The 19,684-nt window shown below is 66.8% G+C and carries 15 protein-coding genes; 9 read left to right on the forward strand and 6 right to left on the reverse strand.

The features are described 5' to 3' along the window. The first annotated feature begins 162 nt into the window (after positions 1 to 162). From N440_RS06965 to N440_RS06990, 6 genes are all read left to right on the forward strand, one after another. Positions 163 to 2,628 carry a GH92 family glycosyl hydrolase gene (locus N440_RS06965; RefSeq protein ID WP_133934535.1) on the forward strand — a complete coding sequence of 822 codons (2,466 nt, stop codon included), beginning with the start codon at positions 163 to 165 and terminating at the stop codon, positions 2,626 to 2,628. A 96-nt stretch (positions 2,629 to 2,724) separates the two neighbouring features. After that, positions 2,725 to 3,774, forward strand: a complete 1,050-nt coding sequence (locus N440_RS06970) for a LacI family DNA-binding transcriptional regulator (protein ID WP_008265359.1) — start codon at positions 2,725 to 2,727, stop codon at positions 3,772 to 3,774. Between the two features lie 59 nt (positions 3,775 to 3,833). Next, the gene (gene fucP / locus N440_RS06975) at positions 3,834 to 5,147 is read left to right on the forward strand and encodes an L-fucose:H+ symporter permease (RefSeq protein ID WP_008265126.1); all 1,314 of its coding nucleotides are present in this window, start codon (positions 3,834 to 3,836) and stop codon (positions 5,145 to 5,147) included. A gap of 7 nt (positions 5,148 to 5,154) precedes the next feature. Then, on the forward strand, positions 5,155 to 6,150 hold the full coding sequence (locus N440_RS06980; RefSeq protein ID WP_133934536.1) for a carbohydrate kinase: 996 nt from the start codon (positions 5,155 to 5,157) through the stop codon (positions 6,148 to 6,150). After that, on the forward strand, positions 6,147 to 7,373 hold the full coding sequence (locus N440_RS06985) for an AGE family epimerase/isomerase (RefSeq protein WP_133934537.1): 1,227 nt from the start codon (positions 6,147 to 6,149) through the stop codon (positions 7,371 to 7,373). Before N440_RS06980 ends, N440_RS06985 begins: the two co-directional genes overlap by 4 nt. A 61-nt stretch (positions 7,374 to 7,434) precedes the next feature. After that, on the forward strand, positions 7,435 to 10,053 hold the full coding sequence (locus N440_RS06990; protein ID WP_133934538.1) for a glycoside hydrolase family 2 protein: 2,619 nt from the start codon (positions 7,435 to 7,437) through the stop codon (positions 10,051 to 10,053). A gap of 73 nt (positions 10,054 to 10,126) precedes the next feature. Here the strand turns inward: N440_RS06990 and mtnC are convergent, their stop codons facing one another. From mtnC to N440_RS07015, 5 genes are all read right to left on the reverse strand, one after another. Then, positions 10,127 to 10,822, reverse strand: coding sequence for an acireductone synthase (gene mtnC, locus N440_RS06995; protein ID WP_133934539.1), 696 nt, complete (start codon positions 10,820 to 10,822; stop codon positions 10,127 to 10,129). Positions 10,823 to 10,825: 3 nt separating this feature from the next. Next, a complete protein-coding gene (locus tag N440_RS07000; protein WP_133934540.1) occupies positions 10,826 to 11,383 on the reverse strand; it encodes an acireductone dioxygenase in 558 nt (185 codons plus the stop codon). 92 nt (positions 11,384 to 11,475) lie between these two features. Continuing rightward, entirely contained in the window at positions 11,476 to 12,117 is a 642-nt protein-coding gene (locus tag N440_RS07005; RefSeq protein WP_008267983.1) for a methylthioribulose 1-phosphate dehydratase, read from the reverse strand. A gap of 543 nt (positions 12,118 to 12,660) precedes the next feature. Further along, positions 12,661 to 14,088, reverse strand: a complete 1,428-nt coding sequence (locus N440_RS07010; protein WP_133934541.1) for an amino acid permease — start codon at positions 14,086 to 14,088, stop codon at positions 12,661 to 12,663. Positions 14,089 to 14,170: 82 nt separating this feature from the next. After that, complete coding sequence (locus N440_RS07015; RefSeq protein ID WP_006439800.1) at positions 14,171 to 15,646, reverse strand: amino acid permease; 1,476 nt, start codon at positions 15,644 to 15,646, stop codon at positions 14,171 to 14,173. 133 nt (positions 15,647 to 15,779) lie between these two features. Here N440_RS07015 and N440_RS07020 point away from each other — a divergent pair, with 133 nt between their 5' ends. Beyond that, positions 15,780 to 16,394 (forward strand): NUDIX hydrolase, encoded by a 615-nt coding sequence (locus N440_RS07020; RefSeq protein WP_133934542.1) that lies wholly within the window; start codon positions 15,780 to 15,782, stop codon positions 16,392 to 16,394. A 79-nt stretch (positions 16,395 to 16,473) separates the two neighbouring features. On the opposite strand, the gene serA is transcribed toward N440_RS07020, so the two are convergent. After that, a complete protein-coding gene (gene serA, locus N440_RS07025; protein ID WP_133934543.1) occupies positions 16,474 to 17,715 on the reverse strand; it encodes a phosphoglycerate dehydrogenase in 1,242 nt (413 codons plus the stop codon). Positions 17,716 to 17,884: 169 nt separating this feature from the next. On the opposite strand from serA, the gene N440_RS07030 reads away from it, so the two are divergent. Further along, the gene (locus N440_RS07030; RefSeq protein WP_133934544.1) at positions 17,885 to 19,273 is read left to right on the forward strand and encodes an FAD-binding oxidoreductase; all 1,389 of its coding nucleotides are present in this window, start codon (positions 17,885 to 17,887) and stop codon (positions 19,271 to 19,273) included. 62 nt (positions 19,274 to 19,335) lie between these two features. Next, entirely contained in the window at positions 19,336 to 19,635 is a 300-nt protein-coding gene (locus N440_RS07035; protein WP_006439835.1) for a DUF2388 domain-containing protein, read from the forward strand. Positions 19,636 to 19,684: the final 49 nt, after the last annotated feature.

The following is a 19,684-nucleotide window of genomic DNA, read 5'->3' on the forward strand; positions in this document are numbered from 1 at the left end:
GCGGAATCGCCATGCTCTACTTGAATCGATCTAAATTCACGGTTCAACGGGTCGCGCGTCATTCCAGGGGAAGCTGTCTGCCGATCAAAGGCGGGGCTCGGTGGAACGGTGCCGGACGGCCCGCACCGTCTGCCACCGCGTCATCGACTACAGGAACCCGACATGCGTCCAGTGCCGTCCGCTCCCGCCGTCCCATCGTCTTCGCGCCCGCTGGTGCGCCTGGCCTGCCTGCTCGCCCTGTCGGCCACGCCGATGCTGTTGCAGGCGGCGCCGGCGGCGCTGGAACGCGAGGTCAATACCTTCATCGGCAGCAAGGACGACGGCAACACCTTCCCGGGCGCGTCGGCACCGTTCGGCCTGATCCAGGTCAGCCCGATCGGCAGCCACTATTCCGGCTGGCGCTATGACGATGACAAGATCCGCGGCTTCGGCCATTCGTTCATCTCCGGCGCCGGTTGCTGGGAGCAGGGCGGCCAGGTGTCGGTGCTGCCGGTGACCGGCTCGATCGGCCCCGGCGGCGATTTCGATACCGCCAACCCCAAGCAGTTCGACCACAAGGCCTACGCCGCGTCCTATAGCCACGACGGCGAGATCGGCCAGGCCGGCTACTACAAGGTGCGCCTGACCAGCTACGGCGGCATCGATGCCGAGACCACCGCGCGCACCCGCGCCGCCGCCGAACGCTATACCTTCAGCCAGCGCCAGGGCGACGGTCACGTGCTGGTCAATGTCGGCCAGGCCAACGAACGCCATTCGGTGATCGGCAGCGTGGTTGATGTGGTGGGCGACCGCGTGGTCGAAGGCAAGCTGGTGACCAAGAGCTTCTGTGGTGGCCATCAGTACACCACCTGGTTCCGCATCGAGTTCGATCGCCCGTTCAAGGCGCATGGCACCTGGGGCGAGGGCGGTGGCCTGCCGGGTGCGCGCCACAGCATGGAAGGCGAGCAGAAACCGAATGGCGCCTGGCTCAGCTTCGACCTCGCCAAGGGCCAGTCGGTGACCGCAGTCAGTGCGATCTCGCACGTGGACGCCGAGGGCGCGCGCATCAACCTGCGCGCCGACGGCATGCAGGGTGGGGCGCTGCTCGGCTTCGACCGCATGCGCGCGCTGTCGCAGCAGTCGTGGCGCGAGCAGCTGGGCCGGGTGCGCGTGCAGGGCGGCAACGCCGACGACCGCGCGGTGTTCTACAGCGCGGTCTACCACGCGCTGCTGCAGCCGATGACCGGCAACGATGCCGACGGCCGCTACCGTGGCTATGACGATGGCATCCATCGCGCCGATGGCTGGACCTACTACGAGTACTTCTCGCTGTGGGATACCTACCGTGCGCAGAACCAGTGGCTGGCACTGACCCGCCCGGACGTGGCACGCGATATCGGCCGCACGCTGCTGGCGATCGACGAGCAGGGTGGTTGGCTGCCGCGCTGGGGCTATGCCAACTTCGAGACCAACATCATGACCGGCGATCCGGTCACGCCGTTCATGGTCGACCTGTGGCGCTTCGGTGCGCTCAAGGGCCGTGAATCGCAGGCGTGGGATGCGCTGCGCCGCAACGCCTTCGGTACGCCGCCGCTGAACTCGCGCATGGCCGGCCGCTCCGGCAACCCGACCTACCTGGACAAGGGCTACGTGGTCTACGACCGCGCGTTCCCGTCCAAGGGCATGGACGTCGATCCGCACCACGGCGGTTCGGCCACGCTGGAGTATGCGCTGGCCGACTGCGCGCTCTCGCAGATGGCCGATGGCCTCGGCCATGCGCAGGACGCAGCGACGCTGCGTGAGCGCGGCCGCAACTGGCGCAAGGTGTGGGACCCGCAGGTGCGTGATGCCGAGACCGGTTTCACCGGCTTCCCGCGCCCGCGCACCGAGGATGGCCAGTGGTACACGCCGGCCGATGGCCATTACAGCCCGCGCTCGCACCACGGCTTCCATGAAGGTACGGCGTGGCAGTACCAGTGGCTGGCGCAGCAGGACGTGCCGGGCCTGGTCGAAGCGATGGACGGCCGCGAACAGGCCGGCCGCCGCCTCGACGCGTTCTTCGCGATGGATGCGCTGCAGGCCGACCCGCTGAATGCCGCCCGCAAGGAATGGGTGGTCGGGCCGTACAGCTACTACAACCAGTTCCGCTACAACCCGAACAACGAGCCGGACCTGCATTCGCCGTGGCTGTACACGCTGATCGGCCAGCCGTGGAAGACCGCGGCGGTGGTGCGCGCCGCGCAGCAGTTGTTCACCAATGCGCCGAACGGCGTGACCGGCAACGATGACCTGGGCACGATGTCGGCCTGGTATCTGTTCAGTGCCATCGGCGTGTACCCGGCGGTGCCGGGCAGCGGCCAGTTCCTGCTGCACACCCCGCGCTTCAGCAAGGTGGAAGTGGACATGGGCAATGGCCGCACGCTGCGCATCGACGCTCCGGGTGCGGATGGCCGGCGCCTGCAGTACGTGCAGGGCGTGAAGGTCGATGGCCAGGCGCATGCGCCGGTCTGGCTGGACTGGACCCGCCTGCAGCAGGGCCCGCGCCTGCAGTTCGCGCTGGACGCGAAGGCGCCTGAGCAGGGCTGGGGCACGGCGGTGAAGGACCTGCCGGTGTCCTGGTGCGCGGCACCGGGCAGCCAGCTGCGCTGAGCCGGACTGTGCCGTTCGCGGTGACCCAGCGAACGGCACGGCACGACACGGCCCTGATCCATTAGGCTTGAGCCTCCAGCGGAGTCCGGGAAGACGATGAACGACAACGGCAGCAGTTCGAGCAAGCGCGCCGGCAAGGCGGTGACGGTGACCGACATCGCGCGTGCCATCGGCGTGTCGCGGGCCACCGTGTCGCTGGTGCTGCGCGGAAGCCCTCTGGTCAACGTCGATACCCGGGCCAAGGTCGAGGCCGAACTGCGTCGCCAGCGCTATGTCTACAACCGCGCCGCGGCCAACCTGCGCCGTCGCACCTCGTCGAGCATCGCGCTGGTGATCAACGATCTGTCCAACCCGTTCTTCGCCGAATTCGCGTCCGGCGTGGACGAGGCGCTGGGTGGACGCGGTTACGTGACCCTGCTGGGCAGTACCGGTGAATCGCCCGAGCGCCAGCAGGCGGTGCTGTCCACGCTGATGGAGCACACTCCGGCCGGCCTGATCCTGTCGCCGGCCGAAGGCAGCGATACCACGCAGCTGCGCCAGGCATTGGGTGCCAACGCCAACGTGCTGCTGTTCAACCGCGAACTGGAAGGTGCCGACTGGGACTTCCTGACCCTGGACAACCAGCACGGTGCCTACCTGGCCACCCGCCACCTGATCGAGCGCGGACATCGCCAGATCGCGTTCTTTGGTGGCCATGCCGCCTCCAGTTCATGCCATCAGCGCCGCGCCGGTTTCCAGCAGGCGCTGGCCGAGGCCGGTCTGTCGCTGCCGCCGGGCTGGATGATCGAGTCGGCACCGAACCGCCTGGAAGCCGCGGCACGCACCGATGAACTGTTTGCCGATGGCCATCGCCCCAGTGCGGCGGTCTGCTACAACGACACCGTGGCGCTGGGCCTGATGCTGGGCCTGAACTCGCGCGGCATCCGTCCGGGCGGTGACTTCGCCGTTACCGGTTTCGATGATATTTCCGAGGCGTCGGTGGCGGTGCCGCCGCTGACCACACTGACGGCCGACCCGCGCGAGCGCGGTCGCCAGGCCGCGGCGCTGCTGCTGCAGCGGCTGGACGAACCGGATGCGCCACCGCGGCGCACGGTCGCGCCGGTGCAGCTGCGCATCCGTGAAAGCAGCGCCGCACGACCGAACTGATTCCTTTCCTACCCCCTTCCACGCAACAACGACCTTCCGCGCATCGAGGCGCGTACCGCATGCCGATCTCCGCAACGCCCCGTCCTTCGGGTTCTTCGGGCAACGCACCTGCCGTCACCAACGGCAAGGCGCTGGCCGTGGTCACCACGATCTTCTTCATGTGGGGCTTCCTGACCTGCCTCAATGACATCCTGATTCCGCACCTGAAGGCGGTGTTCGAGCTGAACTACGCCAAGGCGATGCTGGTGCAGTTCACCTTCTTCGGCACCTATTTCCTGATGTCGCTGCCGGCGGGCCGGTTGGTCGCCGCGCTGGGGTACAAGAAGGGCATCGTGGCCGGCCTGGTGATCGCCGGCATCGGCGCGCTGGGCTTCTGGCCGGCGGCCGAGCTGCGCGTGTATGGCGCCTTCCTCGGCGCGTTGTTCGTGCTGGCCAGCGGCATCACCGTGCTGCAGGTCGCCGCCAACCCCTATGTCGCGCTGCTCGGTCCGGAACAGACCAGCTCCAGCCGCCTGACCCTGGCGCAGGCGCTGAACTCGCTGGGCACGGCGATCGCGCCGATCTTCGGCGGCATGCTGATCCTGTCCAACACCGTGAAGAGTGCCGATGACATCGCGGCACTGCCGGCTGCCGAGCAGCTGGCCTACCGTGCCGCCGAGGCGCAGGCCGTGCAGGGCCCCTACGTGGGCCTGGCGGTGGCGCTGGTGCTGCTGGCGCTGTTCGTGTTCCTGTTCCGACTGCCGGCGTTGAGCGACGCCACCGAGCAGGCCGACCAGGGCCACCACCACAGCTACCTGGATGCGCTGCGCAAGCGCCACCTGCTGCTGGGCGTGCTGGGCATCTTCTTCTACGTCGGTGCCGAAGTGTCGATCGGCAGCTTCCTGGTCAACTACCTGTCGATGCCGAACATCGGCGGCTTCAGCGAGCAGCAGGCCACGCACTATGTGTCGGCCTACTGGACGATGGCGATGATCGGCCGCTTCGCCGGTTCGGCGCTGCTGGCGCGCTTCTCGCCCAGCCGCCTGCTGGCGATCTTCGCGCTGGTCAACGTGGGGCTGCTGGTCACGACCATGCTGAGCTCCGGCAATGTCGCGCTGTATTCGGTGGTGGCGATCGGCCTGTTCAATTCGATCATGTTCCCGACCATCTTCGCACTGAGCATCGAGCGCCTCGGCCCGCTGACCAACAAGGGCTCCAGCCTGCTGATCATGGCCATCGTCGGCGGTGCCGTGGTGCCGTACCTGCAGGGCGTGCTGGCCGACCACATCGGTGTGCAGGCCAGCTTCATCCTGCCGCTGCTGTGCTACGGCTACATCATTTTCTACGGACTGGTCGGCGCGCGTACGCCGGCCTCCGCAACGCAGGGAGGCTGAGTCCGGAATGGGTGCCATCGTTTGCTTCGGCGAGATTTTGATCGATCTACTAGCGCAGCCGCCGGCCTCGGCCGATACCCCGCGCGCGTTCCTGCAGTACGCCGGCGGTGCGCCGGCCAACGTTGCCGTGGCCGCCGCGCGGCTGGGGGCGAAGACCCAGTTCGTCGGCATGCTCGGCCGCGACATGTTCGGCGACTTCCTGGCTGACAGCCTGGTCGAGCACGGCGTGGGCACGGATTACATCGTGCGTACCGATGCGGCGAAGACCGCACTGGCCTTCGTTGCCCTCGACGCCAGCGGCGAGCGCAGCTTCAGTTTCTACCGCCCGCCGGCAGCCGACCTGCTGTTCCGTGACAGCGATTTCCAGGCCGCCTGCCTCGACAGCGCGCAGTGCTTCCACGTCTGCTCCAACAGCCTGACCGAGCCGGCCATCGCCGAGGCGACCTTCGCCGGCATGGACCGGGCCCGTAAGGCCGGCGCGGTGGTCAGTCTCGATCTGAATCTGCGTCCGGCCCTGTGGCCTGCCGACGTCGATCCGACGCCGCGCCTGTGGCAGGCGCTGGAGCGCGCCGACCTGGTCAAGCTGTCGCGCGAGGAACTGGACTACCTGGCGGCACCGCTGGGTGCCGACGGCGAGGCGGTGGTGCTGAAACGCCTGCTGGCCGCGCAGGCACGCTGGGTGATCGTCACCGATGGTGCAGCCACGCTGCACTGGTATACCCGCGACAACCACGGCACGGTCACCAGCTTCCGCGTGGCCACGGTCGATACCACGGCCGCCGGCGATGCCTTCGTCGGTGGCGTGCTGGTCGGCCTGCTCGAGCGCGGCGGGGCGGGTGCAGGTTTTGCTGCGTTCTGCCGCGACCCGGAGGCGATCGCCGCCACGCTGCGCTTCGGCGCAGCCGTGGGTGCGCTGGCTGTTACCCGCAAGGGCGCGTTCGCCGCGATGCCCTCGCTCGATGAAGTGCAGCAGCTGCTGCAGGCCCAGGACATTACCGCATGAGCACCTCGCCCGATTTCCGTTCGCCCGCGTTCCTGCGCGCGCACATCGCCGACACGATGGCGTTCTATCACCCGCGCTGCATCGATCCGAACGGCGGCTTCTTCCACTACTTCCGTGATGACGGCAGCATCTACGACGCGAGCCATCGCCACCTGGTCAGCAGCACCCGCTTCGTCTTCAACTATGCGATGGCCTACCGTGAATTCGGCAACGCCGAGTACCGCGAGGCCGTCGAGCACGGCGTGCGCTATCTGCGCGAGGTGCACCGCAACCCGGCCACCGGTGGCTACGCCTGGACCCTGCGCGACGGCAAGGTCGAGGACGACATGAACCACTGCTACGGCGTGGCGTTCGTGCTGCTGGCCTACAGCTGTGCGCTGAAGGCCGGCATCGAGCAGGCCCGCGAGTGGATGGACGAGACCTGGCAGCTGCTGGAAGCGCGCTTCTGGGAGCCGCAGCACGGCCTGTACAAGGACGAGGCTGATGGCCAGTGGAACTTCACCGGCTACCGCGGCCAGAACGCCAACATGCACATGTGCGAGGCGATGCTGGCCGCATTCGAGGCCAGTGGCGAGCAGCGCTACGTCGAGCGTGCTTTGCAGCTGGCTGACAACATGACCCGCCGCCAGGCCGCCAAGGCCGGTGGTCTGGTCTGGGAGCACTATGACGTGAACTGGGAGATCGACTGGGATTACAACCTGGACGATCCCAAGCACCTGTTCCGCCCCTGGGGCTTCCAGCCGGGCCACCAGACCGAGTGGGCCAAGCTGCTGCTGATCCTCGATCGCCACGTGCAGGCCGATTGGCTGGTGCCGACCGCGCAGCACCTGTTCGACGTGGCCGTGGCGCGCAGCTGGGACGACGCGCGGGGTGGCCTGTACTACGGCTTCGCACCGGAATCGCGCCGGCAGCCGGGCATGGACGGCGCACCGATCGGCGGCGACAGCTTCGTCTGCGATGACGACAAGTACTTCTGGGTGCAGGCCGAGACCCTGGCGACCGCCGCGCTGATGGCCAGGCGTACCGGCGATGACCGCTATTGGCAGTGGTACGAGCGCCTCTGGGCATATTCGTGGGAGCACTTCGTCGACCACCGGTACGGCGCCTGGTTCCGCATCCTCGATGCCGACAACCGCAAGTACAGCGACGAGAAGAGCCCGGCCGGCAAGGTGGATTACCACACCATGGGTGCCTGCTACGAAGTGTTGAACGTCGTGCGCTGAGGCGCGATGTATTGGAACCGGTAGCGCTGGGCCTCGCTCGGCGCAAGAACAGGAGCATCACGTGCATCGCCTTTCCCTCGTTGTCCGTCTGCTCCTGCTGCTGATCGCAGCATCCGTGTTTCCGGTGACCGCAGCCCCGCTGCAGGCGCAGTGGGAGTTCCGCATGCTGCCCGGCGACGCGCAGGGCGCGGCGCATCCGGGCCTGCAACAGTGGCGCACGGCGAAGGTGCCGGGCAGCGTGCACACCGACCTGCTCGCCCATGCGCTGATCCGCGATCCCTATGTCGGTGCGCCGGAAGCCGAGCTGCAATGGATCGGCCTGGCAGACTGGGAATACCGCGCCCGATTCGACGTGGATGCAGCGACGCTGGCCAAGCCCAATGCCGAGCTGCGCTTCGATGGGCTCGATACCTATGCGGAGGTTCTCCTCAACGGCAAACCGCTGCTGCGTGCGGACAATGCACATCGCACCTGGCGCGCGCGCGTGGAGGGCCGGTTGCGGGCCAAGGGCAATGAGCTGCAGATCGTGCTCCGTTCGCCGATCCGCACGCTGCTGCCGGGCGTACAGGCCATGCCGCACAAGATCGCTGGCAACTATCCGTCGCCCTATGGTGATGAGCCGAAGGACGCGATGGTCGGCAACTTCGCGCGCAAGCCGGCCTACCACTTCGGCTGGGACTGGGGCCCGCGTTATGTCACCGCCGGGGTCTGGCGTGGCGTCGACCTGCAGGCCTGGGATGCGCACCGCCTGACCGATCTGGCCGTGCGAACCGATGCACTGGACGCCCAGCAGGCAACGCTGGCGGTGCTGCTGCAGGTGGAGCAGGGTGGCACCGCCGGTTCTGGGGTGGTCACTGTGGATGTGCACGATCCGGAAGGGCGCAGCGTGGCCCAGGTGCAACGCACGGTGCTGCTGAAGCCCGGCCACAACACCGTTGAGCTGCCGCTTGAGCTGAGCAAGCCGCGGCGCTGGTGGCCGGTTGGCCATGGTGCGCAGGATCGCTATACCGTGCAGGCTCGCCTTGACGGCGGCAGCACTGCGGAACTGGCGCGCGAGCAGCGCATCGGTCTGCGCACGGTCGAACTGCGCCGCGAGGAGGATGGCAAGGACGGGAAGGGCTTCGCTTTCGTCATCAATGGCGTGCCGATCTTCGCCAAGGGGGCCAACGTGATCCCGTTCGACGCGTTCCCCGCGCGCGTCGATGCGGCGCGACTGCGGCAGGTGTTGACGGCGGCCCGCGATGCCAACATGAACATGCTGCGCAACTGGGGCGGTGGCTATTACGAGGACGATGCGTTCTTCGACATCGCCGATGAGCTCGGCCTGCTGGTGTGGCAGGACTTCATGTTCGGCGGTGGCATGCAGCCGGGCTACGATCCGGCGTTCCGCGCCAGCGTGGTGGCCGAAGCACGCGACAACGTGCGCCGCCTGCGGCATCACCCCAGCATCGTCCTGTGGTGTGGCAACAACGAAGAAGAGACCGCGTGGAAGGACTGGGGCCATGGCCGTGATCTGAAGGCGGCCGACCCGGCATTTGCGGCGAAGGTCTGGCAGGGCTATGTCGACCTGTTCGGCAACGACCTGCGGAAGGTCGTGGGTGAGGAAGGGCTGGGCGTACCGTACTGGTCCAGCTCGCCCAGCAATGACCTGGATGAGAAGGCCAACGACTCGACCCGCGGCGACAAGCATTACTGGCAGGTCTGGGGCAATCCGGCGCTGCCGGTGCAGGCCTATCTGCGCGAGACCCCACGCTTCATGTCCGAGTACGGGTTGCAGGCGTGGCCGTCGGTGGCGACGGTGGACCAGATCGCCACCCGCGCCGAGCAGCGCATCGACAGCCCGGTGATCCGAGCGCACCAGAAGTTCATGGCCGGTGAGGGCAACACCCGGCTCCTGCACTACATCGAGCTGGGCTACGGCACGCCGAAGGACTTCGAGGATTTCGTCTACCTGAGCCAGGTGATGCAGGCCGATGGCATCGCGCTGGCGGCACTGCATCATCGCGCCTCGCGGCCGTACACGATGGGTTCGCTGTACTGGCAGCTCAACGATGTCTGGCCGGGGGCTTCGTGGTCCAGCGTGGACTACTTCGGCCGCTGGAAGGCATTGCACTTCGCCGCGCGGCGCTTCTTCGCGCCGGTCACCGTGGCCGCGCTGCGCGACGAGGGCAGCACGCGGGTGCGCCTGATCAACGACGGTGCCGCACTGGATGCACGCTGGCGGCTGCGGGTGATGGACGTGGAAGGGAAGGTGCTGCGCCGTCGCGAGGAAGCGGTGACGCTGGCGCCGGCCGGAGTGACCTCGATCGGTGATTTCCGCGATGCCGAATTGTTGGCCGGTGCCGACCCGAAGCGCACCGTGGCCGTGTTCGAGCTGCTGCAGGATGGCCAGGTCAGTGCGCGCCAGGTGATTGGCTTCGTCGAGGCCAAGGACCAGGTATTGCCGCGGCAGACGCTGAAGGCCACGCTGTCCATCGAAGGCGACCACTATCGCCTGCGGCTGGAGAGCGCGGCGTATGTGCGCGCGACGTGGATCGATTTCGGCGCGCTGGATGTGCAGGTCGAAGACAACCTGCTGGACCTGTTACCGGGTGAGACGCGCGATATCGCCGTACGCGGCCCAGTGGACCTGGCTGCCCTGCGCGAAGCGCTGAAGCTGAAGACCCTCAACGATCGTTGAACAAAAAAGGGGACGGAGGGGATTAAGTCGTTTGTGCCACAAACGACTTAATCCCCTCCGTCCCCTTTTTTGATTACAGCTGGATCTGCTGGAAGTTCTCGACCCGCTCGTGGCCGTTGGCGGCCTGGCCGGTGCGCGGCAGCGGGTAGTCGTCAAGGCGGTCGATCAGACGGGTCTGCAGGCCGGCTTCGCGGGCTGCGTCGAGTTCTTCGACCACGTCGGACAGGAACAGGATCTCACCCGCCGGCACGCCGATCGCCTGCACGATGTGGCGATAGCTGTCGGCCTCACGCTTGCCGCCCACTTCAGTGTCGAACCAGCCTGACACCAGCGGGCTGAGGTCACCGGCATCGCTGAAGCCGAAGAACAGTTTCTGCGCCGGTACCGAGCCGGAGGAGTACACGTACAGCGGCAGGCCGGAGGCGTGCCAGCCGTTCAGCACCGGCGCCACTTCCGGGTAGAAGTGCGCGGTGTAGTCGCCGCGGCGGTAGCCTTCGTCCCAGATCATGCCCTGCAGCGCCTTCAGCGCGGTGTGCTTGCGGTCCTGGTCGATCCAGCCCTGCAGCGTCTCGGCCACCAGGCTGTCCTGGCAGGCGCCACCGATCTCGGTGGCCACCGCATCGAGCCAGCGGCGGACCTCCGGCTGCTGGCCATGCTCGGCCACGAAGGCAGGCAACGCCTTGCGGGCATAAGGGAACAGCACGTTCTTGACGAACGAGATGCTGCTGGTGGTGCCTTCGATGTCGGTCAGGATGACGCGGGGCTGCATGGATCAGGACGCCTGGGTGGGTACGTAACGGGGGAACTTCTGCGCGATGTCGGTGCCGGTGAAGTGACCGACCCAGCCGTCCGGCTCGGTGAAGAAGCGGATGGCCACGAAGCTCGGCTCATCGCCCATGTCGAACCAGTGGGTAGTGCCATCGGGCACCGCGATCAGGTCGTCCTTCACGCACTCGATCTCGTAGACCTTGTCACCCACGTGCAGGGTGAACAGGCCCGAGCCGGCCACGAAGAAGCGCACTTCGTCTTCCTTGTGGAAGTGTTCGTCGAGGAACTTCTTGCGCAGTTCCGCCCGGTTCGGGTTGTCCGGGGCGATCGAGGCCACGTCGACGCTCTTGAACCCGCGCTCGGCGACCAGGCGGTCGATGTCGGCGCGGTAGGCAGCGAACACTTCATCCTGGCTGGCGCCCGGTGCGACCGGCGCGGTGGCCTGCCAGCGCTCGAAGGTGACGCCGATCTTCTGCAGTTCGGCAGCGATGATCGCGCCGTCCTGGCTGTCCAGCAGCGGCGATTCGGGGCGGGTTTCGTCGTAGATGCGCAGTCGGCTCATGGCGGCAGCTTGAACGTCTCGGGGGGAAGACAGGGTAGCAGGGTGGCGGCAGGGTGCAGATTCCGGATCGGCATCTGCACCTGAGCGCGGGTTCAGCCGCGCAGCTTGCGCAGTTCCAGCTCGCAGTGGAACAGGAACTCGAAGGCTTCCAGGTGGCGGCGCGCCTCGGCCATGTCGCGGCCCCAGGCGTACAGGCCGTGGCCGTCGATCAGGTAACCCCACAGGTTCTGCCGGTCCAACAGGTCGTCGACCTGTTTCGAGAGCACATTCATGTCCTGGGTGTTGGCGAATACCGGCACATCCACGGCCATTTCATGGGTGCTGTTGCCGGCGAAGGCCTTCAGCAGCTCGTAGCCTTCCAGGTGCACATGGCCCTGCGGCGCATACAGGCGCGAGGCGATGGTCTGCACGGGCGAATGGGTGTGCAGGACGCAGCCGATCTCCGGGAAGCGGCGGTACAGCTGGGTGTGCAGCAGGGTTTCGGCGGATGGGCGCAGCGGGCGGCCGACGGCCTTGCCGTCGAAGTCCACCACCATGATGTCGTCCTCGATCAGGCGGCCCTTGTCCTTGCCCGACACGGTGATCGCGGCATGGCGGTCATCCAGGCGGTGGGAGAAGTTGCTGCTGGTGGCCGGGGTCCAGCCGGCGTGGGCCAGTTCGCGGACGTTGTCGATCAGCAGCTGGGCCAGTTCGCTCAGACGCGCGGTGTCGTACGGGAAGGTGGGGGCGTTCATGCCGGCGATTTTACTGGATTCGGCCAACGGCTGAGCCCCTCGTGGCTGGCGTCAGAAGCAGATTCCGGGGGTTGGCCGGTTGGGTGGGCTGCGCAGGGGACGCGGTGAACCCGTCCATGGGGGCTTGGCCGCGGCATTCATGCCGCGGACACCCCTGCGCAGCCCACCCAACCGGCCACGGACACGTTCCGTCGTGCGCCAGCCACGGGGTGAAGAAGGAAAAGCGAAAAGCGGGTCGCTTCGCTGCGCTTGCTCGGAGCGGAGCATGGCTCCGCTCTACAGAAGATTCATTCCCCGGACAGAATTCATCCACGCATGGCGTGGATCTACCGGAAGTTCCGGGATAGTGTCAGGGGCGGGGAGGCATGGGTTCGCGGGGGTATCCGCGCCATGGATGGCGCGGCTAAGCCTCCATGGACGGATTCACGGCGTCCCCCGTGAACCCATGCCTCCCCGCCAAACCCTCAACCCAGCTGTTGCCGTTGCCGTTGCTCCGGCTTCAAAGGCGGGTGCAGGGCCGCAGGCCCTGCAATGCAAAACCCCTTACTTCACCCGCAGACGGCTGTGCTTGAAGCCGTAGCAGAAGTAGATGACGAAGCCGACGAACGTCCACACGCCCATCAGCATCCAGTTGTGCATCGTCATCGCCGACAGCAGCGCCAGGCAGCTCAGCACGCCCAGGCTGCAGATCAGCCACGCCATCGGCATGCGGAACGGACGCGGCAGGTCCGGCTGGGTGCGGCGCAGGATCAGCACGCCGGCACACACCGCGGCGAACGCGATCAGCGTGCCCATCGAGGTCAGCTCGCCGAGGATGTCCAGCGGGAACAGCGCCGCCAGCAGCGCGATGCCGATGCCGGTGATCACCGTGTTGATGTGCGGGGTGCGGTATTTCGGATGGATCTTGGTGAACACCGGCGGCAGCAGGCCGTCGCGGCCCATGATCATGAAGATGCGCGGCTGGCCGATGATCATCACCAGCACCACCGACGACAGGCCGACCAGCGCGCCGACCTCGACCACCCAGCGCAGCCAGCCCAGCTGCGGATGCGCGGCGACCGCGGTCACCACCGGCTCGTCGGTGCCCAGCAGCGGGTACGGCACCAGGCCGGTCATCACCGCCGCCATCGCGATGTACAACACGGTGCAGATCACCAACGAGAGCATCATGCCGAACGGCATGTCGCGCTGCGGGTTCTTCGATTCCTGCGCCGCCACCGACACCGCCTCGAAGCCGATGTAGGCGAAGAACACCATCGCCGCGCCACGCAGCACGCCTTCCATGCCGTACTTGCCCGGACCTTCATTGGCCGGAATGAACGGCGTCCAGTTGCTGGTGTCGACGTACTTCCAGCCGACCACGATGACCAGCACGATCAGGCCGGTCTTGAGCACGACCATCGCCATGTTCATCGCTGAGGACTTGCTGATGCCTACGTAGCACAGCCAGGTCAGCAGCAGTACCAGCGCGGCGGCCGGCAGGTTGGCGATCGCGCCGGTCGGGCGCAGCTGCGCGTCGAGTGGTGCGCTGACCAGCGCCGCCGGTAGATGGATGTCGAACTGGCTGAGCAGGCTGAGGAAATAACCGGTCCAGCTGACCGCCACGGCTGACGCGGAGACGCCGTATTCCAGCACCAGCATCCAGCCGATGAACCAGGCTGAGAGCTCGCCGAAGGTGGCATAGGTATAGGTGTAGGCGCTGCCGGACACCGGCACCATCGAGGCGAACTCTGCGTAGGCCAGCGCGCAGAAGGCGCAGCAGACCGCGGCCAGCACGAACGACAGCATGATCGCCGGGCCGGCGTGGTTGGCGGCGGCCTGGCCGGTGATGACGAAAATGCCGCCGCCGATCACCGCGCCGATGCCTAGGGCGGTCAACCCCCAGGGGCCGAGGTGGCGGCGCAGGCTGAGGCCGTTGGCGTCTTCATGGGCGGCATGCGGGTGCTTGGTGGCCCACAGTTGCTTGAACATGTGTGGTGGTCTTGTCGAAGCGCGCCGCCAGGGGCGCGCGGGGAAAACGGACGGGCCGGCGCGAGGCCGGCCCGTAGGCGGATCAGGGCGACTTGGCCAGCTTGCTGTTGCGGATGCCGTAGCCCAGGTAGATCAGCAGGCCGAGCAGCGTCCAGCCAACGAACAGGTGCCAGTGCACCACGAACGCCTGCCAGAACAGGAACAGGCAGGTGGCCGCGCCCAGCGGGCAGATGATCCACACCATCGGAACGCGGAACGGGCGGTGGATCTCCGGCTTGGTATAGCGCAGCACCAGCACGCCGATGCAGACCGTGGCGAAGGCCAGCAGGGTGCCCATCGAGACCAGTTCGCCCAGCACGTTCAGCGGCACCAGGCCGGCCAATGCGGCGGCGATTACGCCGACCACGATGGTGGCGACGTACGGGGTGCGGAAGCGGGCGTGGACCTTGCCGAAGAACTTCGGCAGCAGGCCGTCGCGGGATATGGTGTAGGCGATGCGGGTCTGGCCCATCATCATCACCAGCACCACCGAGGACAGGCCGGCGATGGCGCCGATCTCGACCAGGGTCTTCAGCCACGACAGGGTCGGGTAGGGCTCCAGCGCGGTGGCCACCGGCTTGTCGGTGCCCAGCAGGTGGTACGGCATCATGCCGGTCAGCACCGCGCAGACGATGATGTAGACGATGGTGCACACCGCCAGCGAGCCGAGCAGGCCGATCGGCATGTTGCGCTGCGGGTCCTTGGTCTCGCCGGCGGCGGTGGAAACCGCATCGAAGCCGATGTAGGCGAAGAACACGATGGTGGCCGCGCGGAACACGCCGCTCCAGCCGAACTCACCCGGCACGCCAGTGTTTTCCGGGATGAACGGCTGCCAGTTGGCCGGGTCGATGTGGGCCGCACCGATGCCGATGAACAGGCAGATGACGGTGACCTTGATCGCCACGATGATCGCGTTGACGAAGGCCGACTGGGTCACGCCCACGTACAGCAGGCCGGACACCGCTGCCACGATCAGCACCGCCGGCAGGTTGAACAGCTTGCCGGAGGAGACGAACTCGCTGCCGGTCCAGGCGATGGGCGCGGCGCTGAGCAGGTCCGGGAACGGCATGTGCAGCGTAGTGGTGATGAAGCTGATCAGGTACGCCGACCAGCCCACCGCGACCGAGGCCGAGGCGAACAGGTACTCCAGCACCAGGCACCAGCCGATGAACCAGGCCATGCCTTCGCCGAGGGTGGCGTAGGAGTAGGAATAGGCGCTGCCGGAGACCGGCATCATCGCCGCGAACTCGGCGTAGCACAGGCCCGCCAGGGCGCAGGCAAAACCGGCGATGACGAACGACAGCATCACTGCCGGACCGGCGTGGTTGGCCGCGGCCTGGCCGGTCAGCACGAAGATACCTGCGCCGATCACCGCACCCACGCCAAGCAGGATGAGGTGTTTAGCCGTGAGGGTCCGTTTCAACGTGGCTTCGCCGTCCAGGCTGCCTTCGATGGGTTCGCCGGCATCGACGTGCCCGGCCGGCTGGACCGGCTTGACCCTCAACAGAGCTTTCAGCATGCAGTACTTCCTAGTGATCGGATTGGGTGGGCCGCCGATACGTTGCCGGCAACCCTGGAATGGTGAAGGCCGCGCGAACGGCCCGCTGTACCTTAGCCAAAGCTGAAGCCAACGCACAAGCGCAATCGCAACAATGAACGGCGATAATGAGCAGTATTTTTCCAGACGCCGCCCATTCATGAGCCAGACCGCCGAAACCCTTGCCGTGCTTGACGATCGCCTGCGTGGCCTGCTGCGGGACTACGCCCGCATCGAGCCCGCTCACGACGCACTGGCTGCCGAATTCGGCACATTGTTGGACGATCCGGAAGATCCGTTCCGGCGCGAACGGCTGGCCGGCCACTTCACCGCCAGCTGCTGGCTGGTCAGTGCCGATGGCCAGCGCCTGCTGCTGACCCACCACCGGAAGCTGCAGCGCTGGCTGCAGCTGGGCGGCCACGCCGACGGCGACCGTGACCTGGCACGGGTGGCGCTGAAGGAAGCCGAGGAAGAATCGGGACTGAGCGGCCTGGTACTGGAAGACCAGGCCATCTTCGATCTGGACAAGCACTGGATTCCGGAGCGCAAGGACGTGCCGGGACACTGGCACTACGACGTGCGTTTCGTGATCCGTGCGCTGGGTGGCGAAGCCTTCGTACTCAGCGAGGAATCGCTGGAGCTGGCCTGGCGACCGGTGACCGAGGTCGCGGCCGACCCACAGTCCGATGAATCCATGCAGCGCATGGCACACAGATGGCTGGCACGTTGAGATAAAAAGGGGACGGAGGGGATTAAGTCGTTTACAGCGCATGTGCCACAAACGACTTAATCCCCTCCGTCCCCTTTTTTCAATACAGGATGCGCGTGCGCAGCGTGCCCGGAATCGCGGCCAGCTCGTCGCGCACGGCGGCGGCCTGTTCCTCGCTGGCGGTGATGTCGATCACCACGTAACCCACCTTCGGGTCGGTGCGCAGGAACTGGCCGTCGATGTTGACGTTGTGGCGCGAGAAGATCTCGTTGACCTTGGACAGCACGCCCGGCACGTTCTGGTGGATGTGCAGCAGGCGCAGGCTGTCGGCGTGCTCGGGCAGGGTCACTTCCGGGAAGTTGACCGCCGACAGGGTGCTGCCGTTGTCGCTGTAGCGCACCAGCTTGGCCGCCACTTCCACACCGATGTTGTCCTGCGCTTCCAGCGTGCTGCCGCCCACGTGCGGGGTCAGGATCACGTTGTCGTGGCGGGTCAGCGGCGATTCGAAGATATCGCCGTTACCCTTCGGTTCGACCGGGAACACGTCCAGCGCGGCGCCACCGACGTGGCCGCTGGCCAGCGCCGCGTCCAGCGCATCGATGTCGACCACGGTGCCGCGCGCGGCGTTGATCAGGTGCGCGCCCTTGCGCATCCTGGCCAGCTCGGTGCTGCCGATCATCCACTGCGTGGATGGGGTTTCCGGCACGTGCAGGGTGACGATGTCGGCGCGGGCGAGCAGATCATCCAGGCTGGCCGCGGCCCGGGCATTGCCCAGCGCCAGCTTGGTTTCCACGTCGTGGAAGATCACCTGCATGCCCAGCGATTCGGCCAGCACGCCGACCTGGGTGCCGATGTGGCCGTAGCCGATGATGCCCAGCGTCTTGCCACGCACTTCATGGCTGCCGCTGGCCGACTTCGACCAGCCGCCGCGATGGCATTCGGCGTTCTTCTGCGGGATGCCGCGGGTCAGCATGATCGCCTCGGCGATCACCAGCTCGGCCACGCTGCGGGTGTTGGAATAGGGGGCGTTGAATACCGGGATGCCGGCCAGTTCGGCCGCGTCCAGGTCGACCTGGTTGGTGCCGATGCAGAAGCAGCCCACTGCGATCAGCCGCTTGGCCTCGGCCAGCACCTCGGCGCTGAGCTGGGTGCGCGAGCGGATGCCGACGATGTGCGCTTCGGCGATGCGCGCCTTCAGTTCGTCCTCGGGCAGCGCCTTGGTGTGCGCTTCGATCTGGCTGTAGCCGGCGGCGCTGAATACCTCCACGGCGGTCTGGCTGACCCCCTCCAGCAACAGCACGCGGATATCCTGCTTCGGGAACGAGGTCTTCTTCGGCGACATGGGGCAACACGGCCAGTGGGACAGGGGCCAATCACTATGCCAGATCGCGAAGCCCATGGTGCAGTGCGCAATTGGTTGCATCGGTAGCTATCTGTACCGGTGTGGGGCTGGACGCTGGCGCGTGCCACTGGCACGCTTGCCCGTTCTTCACGCACCGCGCTGGACCGTCATGACCGATTCCCGCATTGCCTCGCTGCAGCAGGCCTGTCCCGGCCTGAAACTGAAGACCGATCCGGCCGACCTGGAACATTACGGGCGCGACTGGACCCGGCGCTGGACGCCGGCGCCGCTGGCGATTGCATTGCCGGCCACGGTTGAGGAAGTGCAGGCGGTGATGCGCTGGAGCGCGGCCGAGGGCGTGCCGGTGGTGCCGTCGGGTGGACGCACCGGCCTGTCCGGTGGCGCGGTGGCGGCCAACGGCGAACTGGTGCTCAGCCTGGAGCGGATGAACAAGGCGCTGGCCTACGACGCGGTCGATCGCACGCTGGTGGTGCAGGCCGGCATGCCACTGGAAGCCGTGCACAATGCCGCGCTCGACCACGGCCTGATCTACCCGGTCGATTTCGCGGCGCGCGGTTCCTGCTCGATCGGCGGCAACATCGCCACCAATGCCGGCGGCATCCGCGTGATCCGTTACGGCAATACCCGCGAGTGGATCGCCGGGCTGAAAGTGGTCACCGCCAGCGGCGAGCTGCTGGAACTCAACAAGGGCCTGATCAAGAATTCCAGCGGCTATGACTTCCGCCAGCTGCTGATCGGCTCGGAAGGTACGCTGGGGGTGATTGTGGAGGCGACGGTGAAGCTGACCGATCCGCCGCCGGCCAGCAATGTGATGCTGCTGGCGGTGCCCAGCTTCGAGGTGCTGATGCAGGTGTTCGCCGCGTTCCGCGCGCGCCTGCAGCTGCAGGCCTTCGAGTTCTTCACCGAGCGGGCGCTGGAGCACGTGCTGGCGCATGGTGCGCAGGCGCCGTTCGACGAGGTGCACCCTTATTACGTGGTCACCGAGTTCGCGGCCAATGATGAGGCGCAGGAAGCGGCGGCGATGGCGGCGTTCGAGGACTGCATGGGCAACGGCTGGGTCAGCGATGGCGTGATCAGTGCCAGTGACGCCCAGGCTGCCCAGCTGTGGCGCCTGCGCGAAGGCATCACCGAGTCGCTTGCCCGCTACACGCCGTACAAGAACGATGTTTCGGTGCGGATCTCGTCGATGCCGGCATTCCTGGCCGAGACCCAGGCGCTGATCGGGCAGGCCTATCCGCATTTCGACGTGGTCTGGTTCGGCCACATCGGTGACGGCAACCTGCATATCAACGTGCTCAAGCCGGACGACACCCGCGACGCCGATTTCGTGTCGCAGTGCGAGCACGTCACCAAGCTGTTGGCGCAGGTGCTGGCCCGCTTCGATGGCAGCATTTCCGCCGAGCACGGCATCGGCCTGGTCAAGAAGGGCTACCTGGACAGCACCCGCGGCCCGGCCGAGATCGCGCTGATGAAGGCAGTCAAACGCGCGTTCGATCCCCAAGCGCGGCTGAATCCCGGCAAGCTGTTCGACGTCTGAGCCGGGCAAATCCTTCACGTACCCGTTACGCTCCACGCATTCCCACAACCGGCTTTGAATCGATGACCCGTCCGCTTGTTCTGCTCGCTCTGCTGTCCCTGCCGCTGGCCGGCTTCGCTTCCAGCTTCGCAGGCACCTCGGCCGGCTCGGCCACCGGCGCTTCCTCCGGTTCCTCGGCCAGCAGCTCGGGCGACGACAAGGTGGTGCAGGCCGCACGCGATGATGCTGCTGCGTTCGTCGCCAGCGACGGCCAGATCCGCGGCGCACGCCTGCAGGCCGCGCTGGTCCACCTGCGCGAACAGGATGCCGCTGCCCAGCAGCAGAGCGACCTGCAGCTGGCCCGCGCGCTGCTGGCACGCTGATCCGGGCTGCATGACCTCGGCGTCATCGCTTTCTGTAGAGCCGAGCCAT

The organism is Stenotrophomonas sp. CC22-02 (genome assembly GCF_004365115.1).
Lineage (GTDB): Bacteria > Pseudomonadota > Gammaproteobacteria > Xanthomonadales > Xanthomonadaceae > Stenotrophomonas > Stenotrophomonas forensis.